Origin of the sequence: Enterococcus sp. AZ119, assembly GCF_050546175.1 — a bacterium.
Taxonomy (GTDB): Bacteria; Bacillota; Bacilli; order Lactobacillales; family Enterococcaceae; genus Enterococcus; species Enterococcus faecalis.
In genome coordinates this window covers 451,277-469,397 of record NZ_CP172951.1, presented here as the reverse complement: position 1 = coordinate 469,397, position 18,121 = coordinate 451,277, and the positions used below count along the sequence as shown (strand labels likewise).

Below are 18,121 nucleotides of genomic sequence, written 5' to 3'. Positions count from 1 at the left end.
GGGAGGAAAATAGAGTGAACATTAATGATTTATTAATAAAAGATGTCATGATTATGGATTTACAAGCTACTGATAAAAAAGGCGCGATTGATGAAATGGTCCAAAAATTATACGATGGTGGCCGCATCTCTGACATTGACACTTACAAAGAAGGAATTTTAAAACGCGAAGCACAAACATCGACTGGTTTAGGCGACGGCATCGCTATGCCTCACGCAAAAAATAGTGCCGTAAAAGAACCGACAGTTCTTTTTGCTAAAAGTAAAAAAGGTGTTGATTATGAAGCACTAGATGGACAACCTACTTATCTATTCTTCATGATTGCTGCTCCAGAAGGCGCCAATGATACACATCTCCAAGCGCTTGCGGCCCTTTCTCGATTACTTATCGATCCAGAATTTGTTGGCAAATTGAAAGAAGCGGAAACTCCAGAAGCAGTACAAGCTCTTTTCCAAGCAGCAGAAGATCAAAAAGAAGCGGAAGAAAAAGCAGAACAAGAACAAACAACGCCAGCACCAGAAAGCAATCGTAAATATATTATTGCTGTGACTGCTTGTCCTACAGGAATTGCTCATACTTACATGGCCGAAGATGCGCTGAAGAAAAAAGCAAAAGAAATGGGCGTAGACATTAAAGTAGAAACAAACGGTTCAGAAGGAATTAAAAATCGTTTAACTGCTGAAGATATTGCTCGTGCTGATGGCGTGATTGTCGCAGCCGATAAAAAAGTAGAAATGAATCGTTTTGACGGTAAAAAATTAGTCAACCGTCCCGTTAGTGATGGAATTCGTAAAACCGAAGAACTAATTAACTTAGCCATTAGTGGCGAAGCTCCTACTTTCCATGGCAGTGACTCGGCTGCAAGCGATCAAGAGGATTCAGCGGAAGGTTCAATCGGTTCTCGTATCTATAAAGATTTAATGAATGGTGTTTCTCATATGTTACCTTTCGTTATTGGTGGCGGAATTGCCATTGCTCTTTCCTTTATGATTGATCAATTTATCGGGGTTCCTCAAGATCAATTAGCCAATTTAGGTAATTACAATGACGTAGCTAGCTGGTTTAACCAAATTGGTGGCGCAGCATTTGGCTTTATGTTACCTGTCTTAGCTGGTTTTATTGCTTCTAGTATTGGGGATCGTCCAGGCTTAGTCGCTGGTTTCGCCGCTGGTGCGTTAGCAAACGCCGGAGGAGCTGGATTCCTTGGGGCCCTAATCGGTGGTTTCTTAGCTGGTTATGTAGTGGTTCTTTTACGTAAAGTCTTCAAAGGCTTGCCAAAATCATTAGATGGAATTAAAACCATTTTATTCTATCCAGTTTTTGGTTTGATTATTACAGGCTTATTAATGTTAGTCATTAACATCCCAATGAAAGCAATTAACGATGCGTTAAATCATTTCCTACTTGGCTTAGATGGCACAAATGCTGCTTTACTTGGTGCCTTATTAGCTGGTATGATGGCCATCGACTTAGGTGGACCAGTTAACAAAGCTGCTTATGTTTTCGGTACAGCTACGCTAGCAAGTACTGTTGCAGAAGGTGGCAGCGTGGTCATGGCTTCTGTAATGGCTGGCGGAATGGTTCCTCCATTAGCAATTTTCGTAGCAACTCGTTTATTTAAAAATAAATTTACAAAAGATCAACAAGATGCCGGCTTAACCAATATTGTAATGGGACTTTCTTTTGTCACTGAAGGGGCAATTCCTTTTGCAGCAGCTGACCCATTACGTGTGATTCCAAGTTTCGTGGTAGGTTCTGCCTTTACTGGTGCGTTGGTTGGTGCGTTTGGTATCAAATTATTGGCACCACATGGAGGAATCTTCGTCGTCTTCCTATTAAGTAATCCATTACTATATCTATTGTTCATCTTAATTGGGGCGATTATTTCAGGAATTGTCTACGGACTTTTGAAAAAACCTGTCGAAGTACCTGCTTAAAAAAACAGCAAAAAAGCGATTCAACCATGGTTGAATCGCTTTTTTATTATTTTCTCTTTATCGCATAATTTTCTAAATACTCAGGATTTCCTTTGCTTCTGATATACGTGTACACGCCCATCACAAAGGCCCCAAGGGTATTGGTAAATAAATCCCCCATCGTATCCATTAAAGCAGCACGCCCAATAAATGGTTGGCCGTTGGACATATTATAGCGTTGTAAGTTCATGTTCCCTAATGAATCGCAGATAAATTCCCAGAATTCCCAGAAGACGCCACAAAGCCCTGCAAATGCAAACCCAAATAATAAAAATAACCACGGGGAAACATCGGCGTACTTCGTTTTCTTCAATAGGAAAGCAGCAATACCATAACCCACAGCAGTTAACAGCATCGGACTAACAAAGTGTAAAATTTTATCCCAGAACGAAATGATTGAGATCATATGCAACGAGGTTCCTAGGAATACTGAAATAAATAAGAAAAACCAGTAAAAATAAACGATAGTCGGTGGCATAATAATTTTTAAAAATTTATTGACAAGATCCGGTAAAAAGATTAGACCAATTCCAAGTAAACATTCGATAACGAACGTCACACCTTGTTTTGTTGAATACTTAGCCGTAAAAAATTCCCAGAGATTGTACGTCAAGCATAAGATGCCAAACACCACTAATCCATATTTAATTTTCGAATAATTTTTATCCATTTTGACACACCCTTTCAAAAGTTATTTTATATGAAAAAAACTGTAGATGAAAGACACCTTCCATCTACAGTTTTAGAAAACTCTATCAAATGAAGAGCTTATTAAAAATGTTTATTTTTCAACAGCTGTTTCAGTAATTGTTTCAACAGCACGTTTCATACGAATATCGTGTTCTAACATGTCGTTGTTTAATACTTTACGTACTTGCGCTTCAGGCATGTTGTATTGTTCTGCTAAATCTTTCACTTCAGCATCGATGTCTTCTTGTGTTACTTCGATGTTTTCAGCTTTGGCAACTGCTTCAATCACTAAGTTTGTTTTTGTGCGTGTTTCTGCTTCGCCTTCAAATTGTTTGTGTAAATCTTCTTCTGTAGAACCAGTTAATTGGTAGTACATTTCAGGAGAAATTCCTTGGCGTTGCATGTTGTTTAAGAATTCATCCATTGAACGGTGAACTTCGTCGTGAACCATTACGTGTGGTAATTCAACGATTTCAGCATTTTCAACAGCTAAACGAATTGCTTCTTCGTCTTTTGCTTCTTCAGCTGCTGCTTCTTTTGCTTCTGTCAATTCTTTACGGAATTTTTCTTTTAATTCGTCTAATGATTCTACTGAATCGTCAACGTCTTTTGCAAATTCATCATCCAATTCTGGTAATTCTTTTGCTTTTACTTCATGAACAGTTACTTTGAAAACTGCTTCTTTACCAGCTAAATCTTCTGCTTGGTAATCTTCAGGGAAAGTAACGTTTACTTCTACTTCTTCGCCAGCTTTTTTGCCAACTAATTGGTCTTCAAAGCCTGGAATAAATGAATTAGAACCTAATTCTAATGAGTAATTTTCGCCTTTGCCGCCTTCAAATGCTTCGTCGCCTAAGAAGCCTTCAAAGTCGATAACTACAGTGTCGCCATTTTCAGCAGCGGCATCTTCTTTGATTACTAATTCAGCTTGAGATTCTTGTTCGCGTTTCAAACGTGCTTCCACGTCTTCATCTGTTACTTCACGGTCTTGTTTAGACACTGTTAAGTTTTTGTATTCGCCTAATTTTACTTCAGGTTTTACAGTTACTTCAGCAGTGATAACCCAGTCTTCCCCTTTATTCATGCTTTCAACATCAATTTTTGGTTGTGCTACTGGTTCAATTCCTGCTTCTAAAACAGCCGCTTCATATGCTTCTGGTAAAACAGCGTTTAACGCATCTTCGTATAACGCTTCTTCTCCATACATACGGTTAAAAACAGTACGTGATACTTTTCCTTTACGGAAACCAGGTACGTTTAAGTTTTTTTTCACTTTATTGAACGCTTGCGTTAATCCTTTTTCGATTACTGCTTGTTCGATTGAAAAAGTTAATACACCATCATTAGTGCCTTTTTTTTCCCATTTCGCAGACATTTGTTTCCCTCCGAATAACATTTAATTTTATACATCAAACTTTATTTATGCATACCTTTAAATAGTACACTATCCCTAGGAAAATGTAAATATTTTAAGTGCTAAGAAGTGAAAGAAAGACTCGATTTTTAGCAAACTATCAGTTTTTTAATTTTTTTGGATTAAAAAAGCATAGAATTTCGAGAAATTTCCTTCTTAAAACACTAAAAGATTGTGAACAAAATATCTTGTTCACAATCGGATGTAATCGCTTTACTTTATGAATGGCCCATTATAGAATGTATGTACTCAATATTTACTCATTATATATTTTCGTCATTATACATATAATATAAAAAAGGAGAGGATGGTTTTGAATAAGTTCGTCTGGGGAATCTTTTCTTGCATCATATCATGGCTTTTTTTATCGCTGACTCAACCTTTGATAGCTCATTCTGAAACACTGAACCCTACAACTCACGCCTCTACTTTTAGTGAAACATTTACTTCAGTTTCAACAGAACAACAAACAACTCAAGCAACCGATATCGTGGAACAAGAAACCGAGCAAACCCATGCTTCCTCTGAAAACGATGAACCTATGGCACCTACGCCAGCTAGTGTTTCTGTTGGTAATAGCACCTTAAAAAGTACCTTAAGCACGGGAACGTATAACCAAGATATTATCACACTTTCGTATGAATACAGTGTGACACTTATCGGCTTAGCAATTAATGATCGACCGATTATTGCTATTCAACTTCCTACAGAAATTTCAAGCCAGTTAGATAACGACACTCTAAAGCAACAAGATTTTCTGACTCTTTTAACAGGGACTGTCAGTTATCCAGGAACAGCCACTCAAGATATTCACAGTTCAACTAACGGCGTCAGCCTCTCTTATAGTAGCACTTATCATTCTGTTTATCTGACTTTTCCAAGTAGCACCTTGGTGTTACTTCCCGGAACCAAATGGTCTGCCGCCATTTCGTTTGATGTCGGCGCACTTTATAAACGAGGAATTTCAATCCCTCCTGCTCTTAACGGCAAAGACTATCCGATTCGAGGAACCTTTACAGATGTCGGCACTGGATTAGGTGCAATTAATATTATTATTGGGAACAATACAAAAACAGGCGTAATTAGCAAAGCTCAACTTAGTTTAGGTAATTATCCCGTTCCTCAAGTCACACCAGCCAAACTAACTCAACCAAATCATCTGGACACTACTGTAACAGGGACCATTCAACAAGTACAAGACCCAAACTATAACTACTCTGTTCAATTAACCTTGAACCGCCATGATGGCACCACTACCCCCATTGTGGTGAAAGGGATTTCTGTCGATGCAGCCGGAAATTTCTCGATCTCTTTAGCTTCACCATTAGAATATGGCGACACGCTCTCTACAATTGTTTTTGCTCGTTCAAAAACGTCAACCGACTATATTCAAAGCAGCCCCTCAGCTGACCAAAGTGTCAATTGGTCAATCCAACCAGTCACAAACGTAGTCGCTAATGCCGGCTCAACTCAACTTTCAGGTAAAGCTTCTCAAGCATCTAACGGAACCTATCAAGTTAAAGTACAAATAAATGGTGGTTCTATTTTCACAACGTCCTTAGATTCCAATGGCCATTTTCAATTTGCTAATTTACCCACTTTCCAAGGGGGAGAAACGGTCAGCTTGTGGGTCCAAGGGCTCAGCAATCGCACTGGCCTGCCTTTGCTAACCAGTTCTACTGTTTCTCAAACAGTTGCTTATCCTGTGCCTCAACTAACGGTCACGCAAATCATTGAGCGGAAAAATGCACAAGGGCTCTGGGAAGATGCAAACTCTGTCGTAAGTGGTCAAATCATTCGTTTTACGTTAACCACACGTTTAACCAATCAACCAGCAACGTGGATGAATCAGCAATTACGAGCAACGGTGCCTAAAGGACTGGCTCAACTTTCAGCTGCTACATTAACAAAACAATCAGCAGCAGGTTTAAGTACGCCAATAGCTGGGCTTCAACTTTTAACTGATAGTTCCACTGGTTTGCTGTATTGGAGTTATCACAATTCGCTGCCAGCAGATAATTTTACGGAAGCCAATACACAATTCACCTTACAATATACAGCAACGGTTACAGAAGAATGGATAAACCAATTTCTTTTATTTTCTAGCACGGTTACTGGCAATGATGGTGGCGGAACGCCAATTACGCCAATCACTAAGGAACAGTCTTTACCTATCAAAAACGGTACCCTCCGTTTTGTGCAGATGCCAACTACAGTTTCCTTTAAAAATTTACCTTTTCCCAGCAAACGAACCATATACTCACCATCGACCATCAGCGCTCCTTTCCTCATTGCCGATGGTCGAGTTGCAAAAACACCATGGCATTTGTTGGTAAGAGAGAGTCAGCCCATGCATTCAACTTCTACAAATAAAACGATCCAGCAAGCTTTCATTTATCGAAAAAATGGTAGTGATTTTCCTATCTCCTCTTTAGCAACCGAAGTTTATCAATACACCGCAACGGACGATAACAATGTAGAAATTCCTTGGAACCAACAAAATGGACTTTTTTTAAGCGTTGCTCCTGACCTTAACTTAACGGTCAAAGAATCTTACACTGCCGAATTACAATGGATTCTTTCTGATACACCCCTCTAATTAGGATTTAGCTTTTTTAAAAGTTAAAAATAAACAAGAAAGAAGGAATAAAAAATGAAAAAGATCGTGCGCATTTCAAGCATTTTGTTCGTTGCTACGCCTCTTATGCTTTTAAATAGTCCAAAAGTTGAAGCAGCTCAAGTCGCTTCTATTCAATCCAACGCTGATATTACGTTTACTCTTGATAATACTGTCACGCCACCTGTCAACCCGACGAACCCTTCTCAGCCTGTGACACCTAATCCTGCTGATCCTCATCAACCTGGTACAGCCGGCCCCCTTAGTATTGACTATGTTTCAAATATCCATTTTGGATCAAAACAAATTCAAGCCGGAACAGCGATCTATTCGGCACAACTGGATCAAGTGCAAAATAGTACTGGCGATTTAATTAGCGTGCCAAACTATGTCCAAGTAACTGACAAACGTGGTCTAAATCTTGGCTGGAAATTATCAGTTAAACAGAGTGCGCAATTTGCTACAAGTGATTCAACACCCGCTGTTTTGGATAATGCGTCCTTGACCTTTTTAGCAGCAACACCCAATTCAACACAGTTACTTTCTTTGGCGCCATTAACGGTCCCAGTAACCTTGGATCCAACTGGTGCCGCCACTTCTCCTGTGGCGACTGCCGCTCTTTCAACAGGAATGGGCACTTGGACATTAGCTTTTGGTAGCGGAGCGACCGCTGCTCAAGGCATTCAATTAACTGTTCCTGCGACAACGAAAAAAGTTGCAGCTAAACAATATAAAACAACGCTTACTTGGATTTTGGATGATACACCACTTTAAAAGAAAACAAACAAGGTATTGCATGAAGTTGTTTCATGCAATACCTTGTTATAAAAAATTGTCAAAAAGGAGTGCACACTATGAATCAGCAGCTTTTTAAATGGCTCCATGCTATTAGCGTCATCATTTTTTTATTTTTTATTGGCTCTTATTCTGTAGAAGCAAGCGAAATGACTTTTTCTGTAAAAGCCATTTTACCCGACAATCAACGAACCAAAGAAACAAGTTATTTTGATTTACGTGTCGCTCCAAACCAAACACAAAAGCTACAAATCGAACTAACGAATCAAACAGCCAACGACATTACCGTGCTAGCTTCAGCCAATGCAGCGATTACTAATGATAATGGCTTGGCAGATTATTCTCATGCTGAAACAAAAAAAGATCCATCTGCACCTTTTACTTTTAATGAGATTGCGCAATTACCAAAAGAAATCCAACTACCTAAACACTCAACCAAGACTGTTGAATGTCAGCTTATTTTACCGGAAAAACCATTTAATGGGTATGTTTTAGGAGGACTTTACTTTGAACAAAAGTCAGATGAACAACCTGCTCACTCAGAAAACGGTGTGGCCATCAATAATCGTTTTTCTTATGTAGTCGGCGTCTTACTTAGTGAAACAGATGAACCTGTTCAGCCAGAATTATCTTTAAATGAAGTAAAAACCGATCAAGCTAACGGTCGTAACCGCGTATTAATGAATCTCCAAAACAAACAAGCGGCTATGATTAAAAAATTACAAGTCGATGCCTCTTTATATTATGAAAAAGAAGCTAAACCTCGCTACGAAAATCACCAAGAGTCGTTAACAATGGCCCCTAATACAAATTTTAATTATCGGATTGACTTAAAGGAACAACCTTTTGTTCCTGGAAATTATACTGTAAAAATCAAAGCAAACGATGGCTATCAAGACTATTCGTGGGAAAAACACTTAGTCATCCAAGAAAAAGAAGCTAAAAAATACAATGCTACCGCCGTCAACCTCCCACCTGAAAAGCACACCAATTTCCCTTGGAAACTGGTGTTTAGCATCACGCTAGTTTTTCTATTCATTTTGGGAAGCACGATTTATTATTTCAAGAAAAAAATACGTGAATCGCAACAGTAAAAAAGCACATCGACAATTGTCGATGTGCTTTCATAATCGCTTAATTATTTTGTATATTCTTCAACTAATGCAACGACTTCTTCCATCGTGTCGCATTCTTTTAATGCGCGGTCAGCAAGTTCAGCCATTTTAGTTGTGTCTAGACGTTTCATCAAGCTACGTGTTTTAAGGATAGATGTAGCACTCATTGAGAACTCATCTAAGCCCATACCTAATAGTAATGGAACAGCTGTTTGATCGCCCGCCATTTCACCACACATACCAGCCCATTTACCTTCAGCGTGTGCTGCATCAATTACATTTTTAATTAAACGTAAGATTGATGGGTTGTATGGTTGGTATAAGTAAGAAACGCGTTCGTTCATACGGTCTGCCGCCATTGTGTATTGGATTAAGTCGTTGGTTCCAACACTAAAGAAGTCTACTTCTTTGGCAAATTTATCAGCTAATACGGCAGCTGCTGGAATTTCAATCATAATACCTACTTGGATATCGTTTGAAACTTCAACACCTTCGTTGACTAATTTTTGTTTTTCGTCTTCAAAGATTGCTTTCGCTGCTCTAAATTCTTTCAAAGTAGCAACCATTGGGAACATGATACGTAAGTTACCATGAACAGACGCACGTAATAATGCACGCATTTGTGTACGGAACATGCCGTCACCTAGTTCTGATAAGCTAATACGTAATGCACGGTAACCTAAGAATGGATTCATTTCGTGTGGTAATGTTAGGTAAGGAAGCTCTTTGTCCCCACCAATATCCATTGTACGAACCACAACTGGTTTTCCTTCCATTCCTTCAAGAACTGCTTTATACGCTTGGTATTGGTCCTCTTCAGTTGGAAAGTCAGATGAATCCATGTATAAGAATTCTGTACGATATAAACCAACAGCTTCGCCGCCGTTTTTGTGTACGCCTTCTAAATCTTTTGGTGTACCAATGTTTGCAGCTAACTCAACATGTTTGCCGTCAGCTGTCACTGTTTCTGCATTTTTTAGTTTATCCCATTCTGCTTTTTGATCTGCATAAGCTTTTGCTTCTGCTTCAAATTCAGATTTTTCAGCATCTGTTGGGTCAATAATAACATCCCCAATGATTCCGTTCACTGCTAAAATATCGCCTGCTTTTACTTTGTCAGTAATTTCTTTTGTACCAACGATTGCAGGGATTTCTAACGAACGAGCCATGATTGCTGAGTGAGAAGTACGTCCGCCGATGTCTGTAACAAAGGCTTTAACATACGTACGGTCTAATTGTGCAGTATCACTAGGTGTTAAGTCATGGGCAACCACGATGACTTCTTCGTTAATCATTGAAGGATTTGGAAGAGTCACACCTAATAAATGTGCTAAGATACGTTTGGCAACGTCACGAATATCTGCTGCACGCTCTTGCATGTAAGCATTGTCGTCCATTGCTTCAAACATACCAATATACATATCCGTAACTTCTTTCAAGGCAGCTTCTGCATTGACTTTGTTGTCTTGGATATTTTGTTTGATTTGACCAACCATTTCTGGGTCAGATAAAACCATTAAATGAGCATCGAAAACTTGCGCTTCTGCTTCACCAAGGCTTTGAGCTGCTTTGTCGCGAATTGCTTGCAACTCTTCAGTAGATTTTGCTAAAGCATCGTCTAAGCGAGTTGCTTCTGCATCAGTATCTTCTACGGAAGTTTTGTTGAAAGACAAGTCAGGTTGAACTAGCAGGTAAGCTTTAGCAACAGCAACGCCATCACTTGCGGCAATCCCTTTTAGCATCTCAGACATTATTCAGCCAATCCTTCTTTTTGTAATGTTTCAACGATTGCTGCCATTCCTTCAGCTTCGTCAGCACCATCAACAGTGATTGTTACGTCAGAACCTTGACCAACGCCTAAAGACATAACGCCCATGATTGATTTTAAGTTAACAGATTTACCTTTGTATTCTAAGTTAATATCTGAGTTAAATTTGCTTGCAGTTTGTACTAATAAAGTAGCTGGACGTGCGTGAATTCCTGTTTCTGCTACAATGTGAAATTCTTTCTTTTCCATATAAATCGGTCTCCTTCGTAAATAAAAAATTTTTATGTTAGGGTTTTCCTTTCTTGATACGCTAAAATCAAACGTCTACTCGAAAAAAGACCCTTTCAGTTTCTAAGATTACCATTTTTTTCTATCTTACACAACACTTTTTGCTTAAATTTCGTGATGTTTTGCACTGACTATTCTTCCTCTTTTTGGTAACGATAAATGATTCGTCCATTTAACCCCGCTTCTCCAACAATTTCCGCGCGGTCAGGCAAAGAAATCCAAGCATCACGAAATTGGAAAAATTCATTTTGCTCCACGATTAATTCAGAGATTTCTCCAGCTTTTAATGAAGCAATTTTTTCTACAAAAGGATTTTCAGCCATTGATTTCACCACTCTTTCTCTTAAATATCAACTCTTATAGTTTACTTGAAAATGGCGCAATTGTCTGTAAAAAAATCGAATCTTTGCCTTTTTTTAAACAAGGTCTTTTACTTGATTCTCTTACAAAAAATGCTATAATAACTTCAAAGGTCAAAAATGGTCAAGTGGTTTTATAGACAGAATTTATTCTTGCTATCTAGTACTTGGCTGGTTTGAGGAAAAATGGTCTGTTTACTAGAATAATAGAGCAAACAACTATTTTTCTGGCCTCAGTTATTTTGAAAGGATGTGTTTCATTCAATGATTTGTCAAAATTGTCAACAAAATGAAGCAACAATTCATTTATATGCAAATGTGAATGGTCAAAGAAAACAACTGGACTATTGCCAAAGCTGCTATCAAAAATTAAAAAATCAAGCAAATAATTCCCCTCAAAATATGGGACAAGACCCTTTTGGCTTTGGGAGTTTAGACGATTTATATCGTTCTCTTTCTCGCCAAATGCAACAAGGTAATCCTTATGAACAACAAACACCACCCACTCAATTTGGTGATGGTGGTAATGGAGTTCAACCCCCTCGCGGAGGCGCTGGCGCTGGTCAAGGTTTACTAGGCGAGTATGGGATTAACATCACCGAAGCGGCACGCCAAGGAGATATCGATCCTGTGGTAGGACGTGATCAAGAAATTAAGCGTGTCATTGAAATCTTAAATCGCCGTACAAAAAACAACCCCGTTTTAATCGGTGAACCAGGTGTTGGTAAAACAGCCGTTGTTGAAGGTTTAGCCCAAAAAATTGTCGATGGCGATGTGCCCCAAAAATTATTGGACAAAGAAGTCATTCGTTTAGATGTGGTTTCACTTGTTCAAGGAACTGGTATTCGCGGACAATTTGAAGAACGGATGCAAAAATTGATTGAAGAAATCACTGAAGCTGAAAATGTCATTTTATTTATTGATGAAGTCCATGAAATTGTGGGTGCTGGTGCTGCTGGTGATGGCAATATGGATGCTGGCAATATTTTAAAACCAGCCTTAGCACGTGGTGAATTACAATTAGTCGGTGCCACAACTTTAAATGAGTACCGTATTATTGAAAAAGATGCTGCCTTAGAACGTCGGATGCAACCAGTCCAAGTAGATGAGCCAACCGTTGCCGAAACCATAACGATTTTACATGGTTTGCAAAAACGTTATGAAGATTATCATCATGTTAAATATACAGATGAAGCGATTAACGCAGCAGCAAACTTATCCAATCGTTACATTCAAGATCGCTTTTTACCAGATAAAGCGATTGACTTGTTAGATGAATCTGGTTCAAAAATGAATCTAACTATTCAACTCGTCGATCCAAAAACAATTGATAAAAAATTAGCAGAAGCGGAACAACAAAAACAACAAGCTTCCGCAGAAGAAGATTTTGAAAAAGCGGCTTATTATCGTGATCAAATCAATAAATTACAAGCAATGAAAGAAAAACAAATCAGCGATGAAGAAACACCCGTCATCACTGAAAAAGATATTGAAGCCATTGTGGAACAAAAAACTGGCATTCCTGTCGGTGACTTAAAAGAAAAAGAACAAACCCAATTGAAAAATTTAGCTGTTGACTTAAAAGCTCATGTTGTCGGACAAGATGATGCCGTCGATAAAGTAGCTAAAGCGATTCGTCGCAATCGTGTAGGCCTAGGCAAACAAAACCGCCCAATTGGTTCCTTCTTATTTGTAGGGCCAACAGGCGTTGGTAAAACAGAATTAGCAAAACAATTAGCTTTTGAGCTATTCGGTTCAGAAGATTCGATGGTTCGTTTTGATATGAGTGAGTATATGGAAAAACACAGTGTTTCTAAACTGATTGGTTCTCCTCCAGGCTATGTTGGGTATGACGAAGCTGGACAACTCACAGAAAAAGTCCGTCGTAATCCTTATAGTTTAATTTTATTGGATGAAATTGAAAAAGCGCATCCTGATGTTTTACACATGTTTTTACAAATTCTCGACGATGGTCGTTTAACAGATGCACAAGGTCGTACGGTCAGCTTTAAAGACACCATCATTATCATGACAAGTAATGCTGGAACAGGAGCTGTGGAAGCCAACGTTGGCTTCGGTGCTGCCCGTGAAGGTGTGACTAAATCCGTTTTAGGTCAATTGAACAACTTCTTCACCCCCGAATTCCTTAACCGTTTCGATGGTATTATCGAATTCAAAGCATTAAGCAAAGAAAACCTGATGAACATTGTCAGCTTGATGTTAGAAGAAGTAAATAGCTTATTAGCTAAACAAAAATTACACATTGAGGTTCCAACAGAAGTCAAAGAGAAACTCGTTGATTTAGGTTATGATCCTGCAATGGGCGCTCGTCCTTTACGTCGAACAATTCAAGAACAAATTGAAGACGGCATTGCTGAATACTATCTAGATCATCCTGAAAATCATCAATTAGTCGCAGCGTTAGATAACGAAGGTAAAATTATCGTAACTGGCGCACAAGAAGTGACTAAAACAGAAACTTCAACATCTGACCAAGCAGAATAATCAAAAATCCACACGCATTAATAACAATGCGTGCGGATTTTTTTATGCTTTTCACTTTTTATTTTCATCAAAAAAAACTATAATAGAAGAAAGATATTCGTATACTTGTTCCTCATAGAAAAAATTCAATCTGGAACTCCTGTACATAATTGGAAACGCTCTTTTGCAGCACACAACTATAATGAGGTGATAAAATGAAATTAGTGAATGTGACCAATAGCTACAAACAATTAGTAAATAAACAATTGGAAAACACGGATGCTTACTTTGTAAAAGTCTACTCAGCAGGAAACACGACCGCTGTCTATTCAGAAGCAGCTCACCATGTGGAAGTTCTGATTATGAATAAAAATCGTCGCATTCGTCCGACAGAAGTAAAAGAAATTTTAGCAAAACTGTTAAAACGATTACCTAAAGAGGCTTATGACCCAGATGAAATTTCTATCATTGAGTTAAACCATGTGACCGAAGTGTCTGTTCCATTAAAAGTTTCCCTCATGGAAAACTAAAAAAAACTGCCGAAGTTTCCCCACTTTGGCAGTTTTTTTAATTTATTGTGACGTTATTTTTTTTACAAGCCTTTGATAATTTTCCGACCAGGCTTCCTCATTTGTCGGACTGACTAATTTATTTTCCTCGATTGCTTTTTTTCTTAAGTCATCCACTTCTTTTTTGAAATTTTCCCCCGATTTTTGAGCATAATCTTTAGAAAAATATTTTGATTGGCGAGAATAAGCCTTCAGTTTTGCGTCTTTAATCTCTTCTTCTGTATCTGCAAAATATTCATCATAACGAAGATCGGTTATTTTCCCTGAATCTTTTAACGTAATAACAGTTAAACGTCCAGAAAGCCCCTCCCCAAAATCTTCTGTTAGACTTGTATAATGTTCTTTTGAAGGTTCTTTGATTTCCTTGGCTAAAACCCTAGCAGCAGGAAGATAGCCATTATTAGCGCTATTGGATTGCCCTTTGGCTGTCTGGAAGGCGCCATCTAGACGATTTTCGGTAACCATTTGATTTTCTAAAAAAGTCATCGTATTAACAACGGTCACTAACGATTGATCGGTTCGGGCGTTGTTCGCTTGAAAATTTGCATAGCCGGATAAACGTTTTGTCACTCCTGCCCATTCTTCAGAATAATAGTTTTTAGGTCCACGTTCATCAAATTCCACTAACTGAATTTGTTGATCCTTAACAACGACATCAATTAAAGCCGTATAGCCGCCATCAAACACGACTTCATGATGATAATAATCCCCTTGAACTTCCCCGATTTCTGGACGACCTGACCAATACATCTTCTGGGCTTTTTCTTCTGGACTAATTCCTGATTGTCCATTATTAGCTTCTACTGTAGCGCCAGAAACAGCATCAACTTCAAAGGTATGTCCATTACGCTCATAACTCACTTTGGCAGCACTCTCCTTCGGTTGATCATTCGTGTTTGTCTGCTCCTCCTGCTTTACAGAAGTGGCATTAGTGGCTGCCGAGGCACCACTCGTTACTTGGACTGCTTCTGCTTCAGTACTTTCTTTCATTTTTTCAGTTCGTTGATCTGGTTGGCACCCCATTAAAATAATCATTGAACAAAATAACCCGACAACTATCTTTTTAGTTTTCATTTTTCCTCCTTTTAAAACTCATTGAATTACCATTTAATTTTAATATAAGTAGAATGAAAAGTATAGCTAAGAAATCGTTTTTTCTTCATACGGCGATAAACTTAACTGTCCAGATAAATACTCACCTAAATAGATTTCCTGTAATCTTTGGAATCCTTGTTCTTGGATTTGCGTTAATAGCCAGTGCTCATCTTTTTTGATTAACTCTAGGACATCCATGTTGGCTTGACCGTCCACAATAATCGGATAACGAATACTTTCATCGCCATATTCGACGATTGTTAATTGACCATTTTGTTCTAAAACAGCCCGTTTAACAAGCTGGACTTCATAAATACCATTTGCTCGTAATTTAAACATTAGATCATTTGCAGAAATACCATTTTTCAAACATTCCTTCACCACAACCTGTCCATCCTTGATTAAAGTAATGGGTTTACCATCCACAATTTGCTTCACATAGCGATTGTGTTCTTTTGCAAATTTTAAAATTAAGACTAATAATGTCCACAAAATTAACACTAATACAAATTGGAGCACCGTAATTGAATCATTATAAATAACACCACCAATAATGCCCCCCAATACATAGTTTTGCACTTGGTCCATAGCCGATGTGGGCGCCAAATTGCCTTTTCCCATCAAATTAATTTGGACAATTAAACAAATAATACCTAAAGCAAATTTAATAATAATTGGACTATAAAACTGCATTAATTTTCCCTCACTTTACTTTATGATTTCAATCGTTGGTGTTAATAAATACGTTTCTTGTAACGTATAAGACTGCTGATCCGTACTTAAACTCATTTTATAAAACACTTCGTCAATTTTAACTATGGTTCCGTCAGCCAATTGTGTACCATTGACATAAACTTTTTCTGGAGAAACCTTTTTTTCCTGTGCCACTTGTTCGACAAAATGTACCATTTGTGAAGATTGCGAATGCTGATTTTGGTTCAGTTGATAATTGGAATATTGAACCCCTAAAACAAATAATAATGATAAAAAAATAATAATACTTAATTCACGATATTTCGTTTGAATTTGATGTCGCACATAAAAACTAAACACAATGACTAGCCCGATTAACAAAGCAAAAATAAAAAAATACTTTAAGTAATCATTTAAATTAGATTGGCTTTTTAAATACTCGATGCCATAAAAATTCATGTTCTTGTCCACTCCTTGATAGGTTCGTTATAGTAAGTATTCTATCTCAAAAAAACAATCACGCCTGCTTTAATACCTTATAACAAGAAAAGCTCAGCGCAATCATCTTGAGAATGACTGCGCCGAGCTTCAATCTTCTAAAGATTCAGCTACTGATTGATTACAAATTAATTTTACATCAAACTTTTCAGTTCAACATCTGGATATTTATCCGCAAACCAGCGTTCCGCAAATTGGTTTTCAAATAAGAACAAAGGTTGATCGAAACGGTCCCGTGCCAAAATGTTTCGGCTAGAGCTCATGCGTTCATCTAAATCTTCTGGATTAATCCAGCGGGCAATTTTAGAACCCATTGGCGTCATTACCACTTCAGCATTGTATTCATTGGACATTCGGTATTGGAAAACTTCAAACTGCAATTGACCTACTGCGCCAATGATATATTCTTCTGTTAAATATGTTTTGTATAATTGAATGGCTCCTTCTTGAACCAGTTGGTAAATTCCTTTATGGAAAGATTTTTGTTTCATCACGTTTTTGGCAGTCACTTTCATGAATAATTCAGGTGTAAATGACGGCAACTCTTCGTATTGAACATTCATTTTCCCTTCATACAAAGTATCGCCAATTTGGTAATTTCCTGTGTCATACACGCCGATAATATCGCCTGCAACAGCTTCTGTGACGTTTTCGCGGGCATCCGCCATAAATTGCGTCACGTTACTTAATTTGACTTTTTTGCCTGTTCTACCTAAAGTCACGTCCATGCCTCTTTCAAAAACACCTGAACAAATTCGAACAAAAGCAATTCGATCACGATGGGCGGGGTTCATATTCGCTTGAATTTTAAAGACAAAGCCTGAAAATTCTTTTTCATAAGGACTTACTTCGCCACCCTCTTCTGTTTTATGCGCATGTGGCGCAGGCGCAAATTGTAAGAAGGTTTCTAAAAATGTTTGAACCCCAAAGTTTGTCAAAGCAGAACCGAAGAAGACTGGCGTTTGATCACCACGAGCGATTTTTTCCTCGCTAAATTCATCGCCTGCTTCTACCAACAACTCAACATCTTCCAACACTTGTTGATAAACGCTGTTATTGTGCAATGGTAAATCGCTTGGGATATCGCCATCTTTTAAAGGAATAAAACGCTCCCCACCATTATTTTCTGGACGATATAATTCCACACGTTCATTATAAATATCGTATAGACCTTCTAGGCCTTTTCCCATACCAATTGGCCAGTTCATTGGATAAGATTCAATATCCAATAGTTCTTCCAATTCTTCTAAAAGTTCCAATGGTTCCCGTCCGTCACGGTCCAATTTGTTAATAAAAGTAAAAATTGGAATACCACGTTTTTTAACAACTTGGAAAAGTTTTTTCGTTTGTGCTTCAATCCCTTTGGCACTATCAATAACCATCACAGCACTATCCACGGCCATTAAGGTCCGATACGTATCCTCTGAGAAATCCTCATGCCCTGGGGTGTCCAAGATATTAATCCGTTTGTCTTGATAGTCAAATTGCATCACAGAACTCGTTACCGAAATTCCCCGTTGTTTTTCAATTTCCATCCAGTCAGATTTGGCAAAGTTCCCTGTTTTTTTCCCTTTGACTGTTCCAGCTTGGCGGATGGCGCCCCCAAATAATAATAATTGTTCAGTAATCGTTGTTTTCCCAGCATCCGGATGGGAAATAATCGCAAACGTACGGCGACTATCGACTGCTTCTTTTTGATTGATCGTCATAAAAATCTCCTTATCACTTGTGATGTTTATTTATTTATTTTCTTCAGCATA

Annotated in this window: 15 protein-coding genes; 6 read left to right on the top strand and 9 right to left on the bottom strand. The window is 38.2% G+C overall.

Annotated elements, in window-relative coordinates; genetic code table 11:
- Positions 1 to 14 precede the first annotated feature (14 nt).
- Entirely contained in the window at positions 15 to 1,937 is a 1,923-nt protein-coding gene (locus IGL37_RS02315) for a PTS fructose transporter subunit IIABC (RefSeq protein WP_002366176.1), read from the top strand.
- 46 nt (positions 1,938 to 1,983) lie between these two features.
- Here the strand turns inward: IGL37_RS02315 and IGL37_RS02310 are convergent, their stop codons facing one another.
- Positions 1,984 to 2,646, bottom strand: coding sequence for a hypothetical protein (locus IGL37_RS02310; protein ID WP_002355557.1), 663 nt, complete (start codon positions 2,644 to 2,646; stop codon positions 1,984 to 1,986).
- A gap of 111 nt (positions 2,647 to 2,757) precedes the next feature.
- Positions 2,758 to 4,041, bottom strand: coding sequence for a trigger factor (gene tig / locus IGL37_RS02305; protein WP_002355556.1), 1,284 nt, complete (start codon positions 4,039 to 4,041; stop codon positions 2,758 to 2,760).
- A gap of 346 nt (positions 4,042 to 4,387) precedes the next feature.
- Here tig and IGL37_RS02300 point away from each other — a divergent pair, with 346 nt between their 5' ends.
- The 3 genes from IGL37_RS02300 to IGL37_RS02290 are packed head-to-tail and all read left to right on the top strand — an operon-like array spanning position 4,388 to position 8,586.
- Positions 4,388 to 6,679, top strand: coding sequence for a hypothetical protein (locus IGL37_RS02300; protein WP_033918180.1), 2,292 nt, complete (start codon positions 4,388 to 4,390; stop codon positions 6,677 to 6,679).
- A gap of 54 nt (positions 6,680 to 6,733) precedes the next feature.
- Positions 6,734 to 7,471, top strand: coding sequence for a WxL domain-containing protein (locus IGL37_RS02295; RefSeq protein WP_010777416.1), 738 nt, complete (start codon positions 6,734 to 6,736; stop codon positions 7,469 to 7,471).
- A 35-nt stretch (positions 7,472 to 7,506) separates the two neighbouring features.
- The gene (locus tag IGL37_RS02290) at positions 7,507 to 8,586 is read left to right on the top strand and encodes a DUF916 and DUF3324 domain-containing protein (RefSeq protein ID WP_016618664.1); all 1,080 of its coding nucleotides are present in this window, start codon (positions 7,507 to 7,509) and stop codon (positions 8,584 to 8,586) included.
- A gap of 44 nt (positions 8,587 to 8,630) precedes the next feature.
- Here IGL37_RS02290 and ptsP read toward each other — a convergent pair whose 3' ends face one another.
- From ptsP to IGL37_RS02275, 3 genes are all read right to left on the bottom strand, one after another.
- Positions 8,631 to 10,358, bottom strand: a complete 1,728-nt coding sequence (gene ptsP / locus IGL37_RS02285) for a phosphoenolpyruvate--protein phosphotransferase (protein ID WP_002361251.1) — start codon at positions 10,356 to 10,358, stop codon at positions 8,631 to 8,633.
- Positions 10,358 to 10,624 (bottom strand): phosphocarrier protein HPr, encoded by a 267-nt coding sequence (locus IGL37_RS02280; RefSeq protein ID WP_002355551.1) that lies wholly within the window; start codon positions 10,622 to 10,624, stop codon positions 10,358 to 10,360. Before IGL37_RS02280 ends, ptsP begins: the two co-directional genes overlap by 1 nt.
- Positions 10,625 to 10,794: 170 nt before the next feature.
- Complete coding sequence (locus IGL37_RS02275; protein ID WP_002366170.1) at positions 10,795 to 10,986, bottom strand: hypothetical protein; 192 nt, start codon at positions 10,984 to 10,986, stop codon at positions 10,795 to 10,797.
- A 300-nt stretch (positions 10,987 to 11,286) separates the two neighbouring features.
- On the opposite strand from IGL37_RS02275, the gene IGL37_RS02270 reads away from it, so the two are divergent.
- Together IGL37_RS02270 and IGL37_RS02265 are read left to right on the top strand one after the other, a co-directional pair.
- On the top strand, positions 11,287 to 13,527 hold the full coding sequence (locus IGL37_RS02270; protein WP_033918181.1) for an ATP-dependent Clp protease ATP-binding subunit: 2,241 nt from the start codon (positions 11,287 to 11,289) through the stop codon (positions 13,525 to 13,527).
- Between the two features lie 194 nt (positions 13,528 to 13,721).
- On the top strand, positions 13,722 to 14,036 hold the full coding sequence (locus IGL37_RS02265) for a DUF1827 family protein (RefSeq protein WP_002355547.1): 315 nt from the start codon (positions 13,722 to 13,724) through the stop codon (positions 14,034 to 14,036).
- A 42-nt stretch (positions 14,037 to 14,078) separates the two neighbouring features.
- Here IGL37_RS02265 and IGL37_RS02260 read toward each other — a convergent pair whose 3' ends face one another.
- From IGL37_RS02260 to IGL37_RS02245, 4 genes are all read right to left on the bottom strand, one after another.
- On the bottom strand, positions 14,079 to 15,149 hold the full coding sequence (locus IGL37_RS02260; protein ID WP_033918182.1) for a hypothetical protein: 1,071 nt from the start codon (positions 15,147 to 15,149) through the stop codon (positions 14,079 to 14,081).
- Positions 15,150 to 15,215: 66 nt separating this feature from the next.
- The gene (locus IGL37_RS02255; protein WP_002355545.1) at positions 15,216 to 15,863 is read right to left on the bottom strand and encodes a DUF421 domain-containing protein; all 648 of its coding nucleotides are present in this window, start codon (positions 15,861 to 15,863) and stop codon (positions 15,216 to 15,218) included.
- A gap of 15 nt (positions 15,864 to 15,878) precedes the next feature.
- Positions 15,879 to 16,322: a DUF3290 domain-containing protein gene (locus IGL37_RS02250; RefSeq protein WP_002355544.1), complete on the bottom strand. Its 444-nt coding sequence runs from the start codon at positions 16,320 to 16,322 to the stop codon at positions 15,879 to 15,881.
- Between the two features lie 173 nt (positions 16,323 to 16,495).
- Entirely contained in the window at positions 16,496 to 18,070 is a 1,575-nt protein-coding gene (locus IGL37_RS02245; RefSeq protein ID WP_002355543.1) for a peptide chain release factor 3, read from the bottom strand.
- Between the last annotated feature and the right edge of the window lie 51 nt (positions 18,071 to 18,121).

Excerpts from the sequence above, each read along its gene's own strand:
- tig (WP_002355556.1), bottom strand. The coding sequence starts at position 4,041 with ATGTCTGCGAAATGGGAAAAAAAAGGCACTAATGATGGTGTATTAACT.
- IGL37_RS02290 (WP_016618664.1), top strand. The coding sequence starts at position 7,507 with ATGCAATACCTTGTTATAAAAAATTGTCAAAAAGGAGTGCACACTATG.
- IGL37_RS02245 (WP_002355543.1), bottom strand. The coding sequence starts at position 18,070 with ATGACGATCAATCAAAAAGAAGCAGTCGATAGTCGCCGTACGTTTGCG.
- IGL37_RS02280 (WP_002355551.1), bottom strand. The coding sequence starts at position 10,624 with ATGGAAAAGAAAGAATTTCACATTGTAGCAGAAACAGGAATTCACGCA.
- IGL37_RS02300 (WP_033918180.1), top strand. The coding sequence starts at position 4,388 with ATGGTTTTGAATAAGTTCGTCTGGGGAATCTTTTCTTGCATCATATCA.
- IGL37_RS02255 (WP_002355545.1), bottom strand. The coding sequence starts at position 15,863 with ATGCAGTTTTATAGTCCAATTATTATTAAATTTGCTTTAGGTATTATT.
- IGL37_RS02295 (WP_010777416.1), top strand. The coding sequence starts at position 6,734 with ATGAAAAAGATCGTGCGCATTTCAAGCATTTTGTTCGTTGCTACGCCT.
- IGL37_RS02310 (WP_002355557.1), bottom strand. The coding sequence starts at position 2,646 with ATGGATAAAAATTATTCGAAAATTAAATATGGATTAGTGGTGTTTGGC.
- ptsP (WP_002361251.1), bottom strand. The coding sequence starts at position 10,358 with ATGTCTGAGATGCTAAAAGGGATTGCCGCAAGTGATGGCGTTGCTGTT.
- IGL37_RS02270 (WP_033918181.1), top strand. The coding sequence starts at position 11,287 with ATGATTTGTCAAAATTGTCAACAAAATGAAGCAACAATTCATTTATAT.
- IGL37_RS02260 (WP_033918182.1), bottom strand. The coding sequence starts at position 15,149 with ATGAAAACTAAAAAGATAGTTGTCGGGTTATTTTGTTCAATGATTATT.
- IGL37_RS02265 (WP_002355547.1), top strand. The coding sequence starts at position 13,722 with ATGAAATTAGTGAATGTGACCAATAGCTACAAACAATTAGTAAATAAA.
- IGL37_RS02250 (WP_002355544.1), bottom strand. The coding sequence starts at position 16,322 with ATGAATTTTTATGGCATCGAGTATTTAAAAAGCCAATCTAATTTAAAT.
- IGL37_RS02275 (WP_002366170.1), bottom strand. The coding sequence starts at position 10,986 with ATGGCTGAAAATCCTTTTGTAGAAAAAATTGCTTCATTAAAAGCTGGA.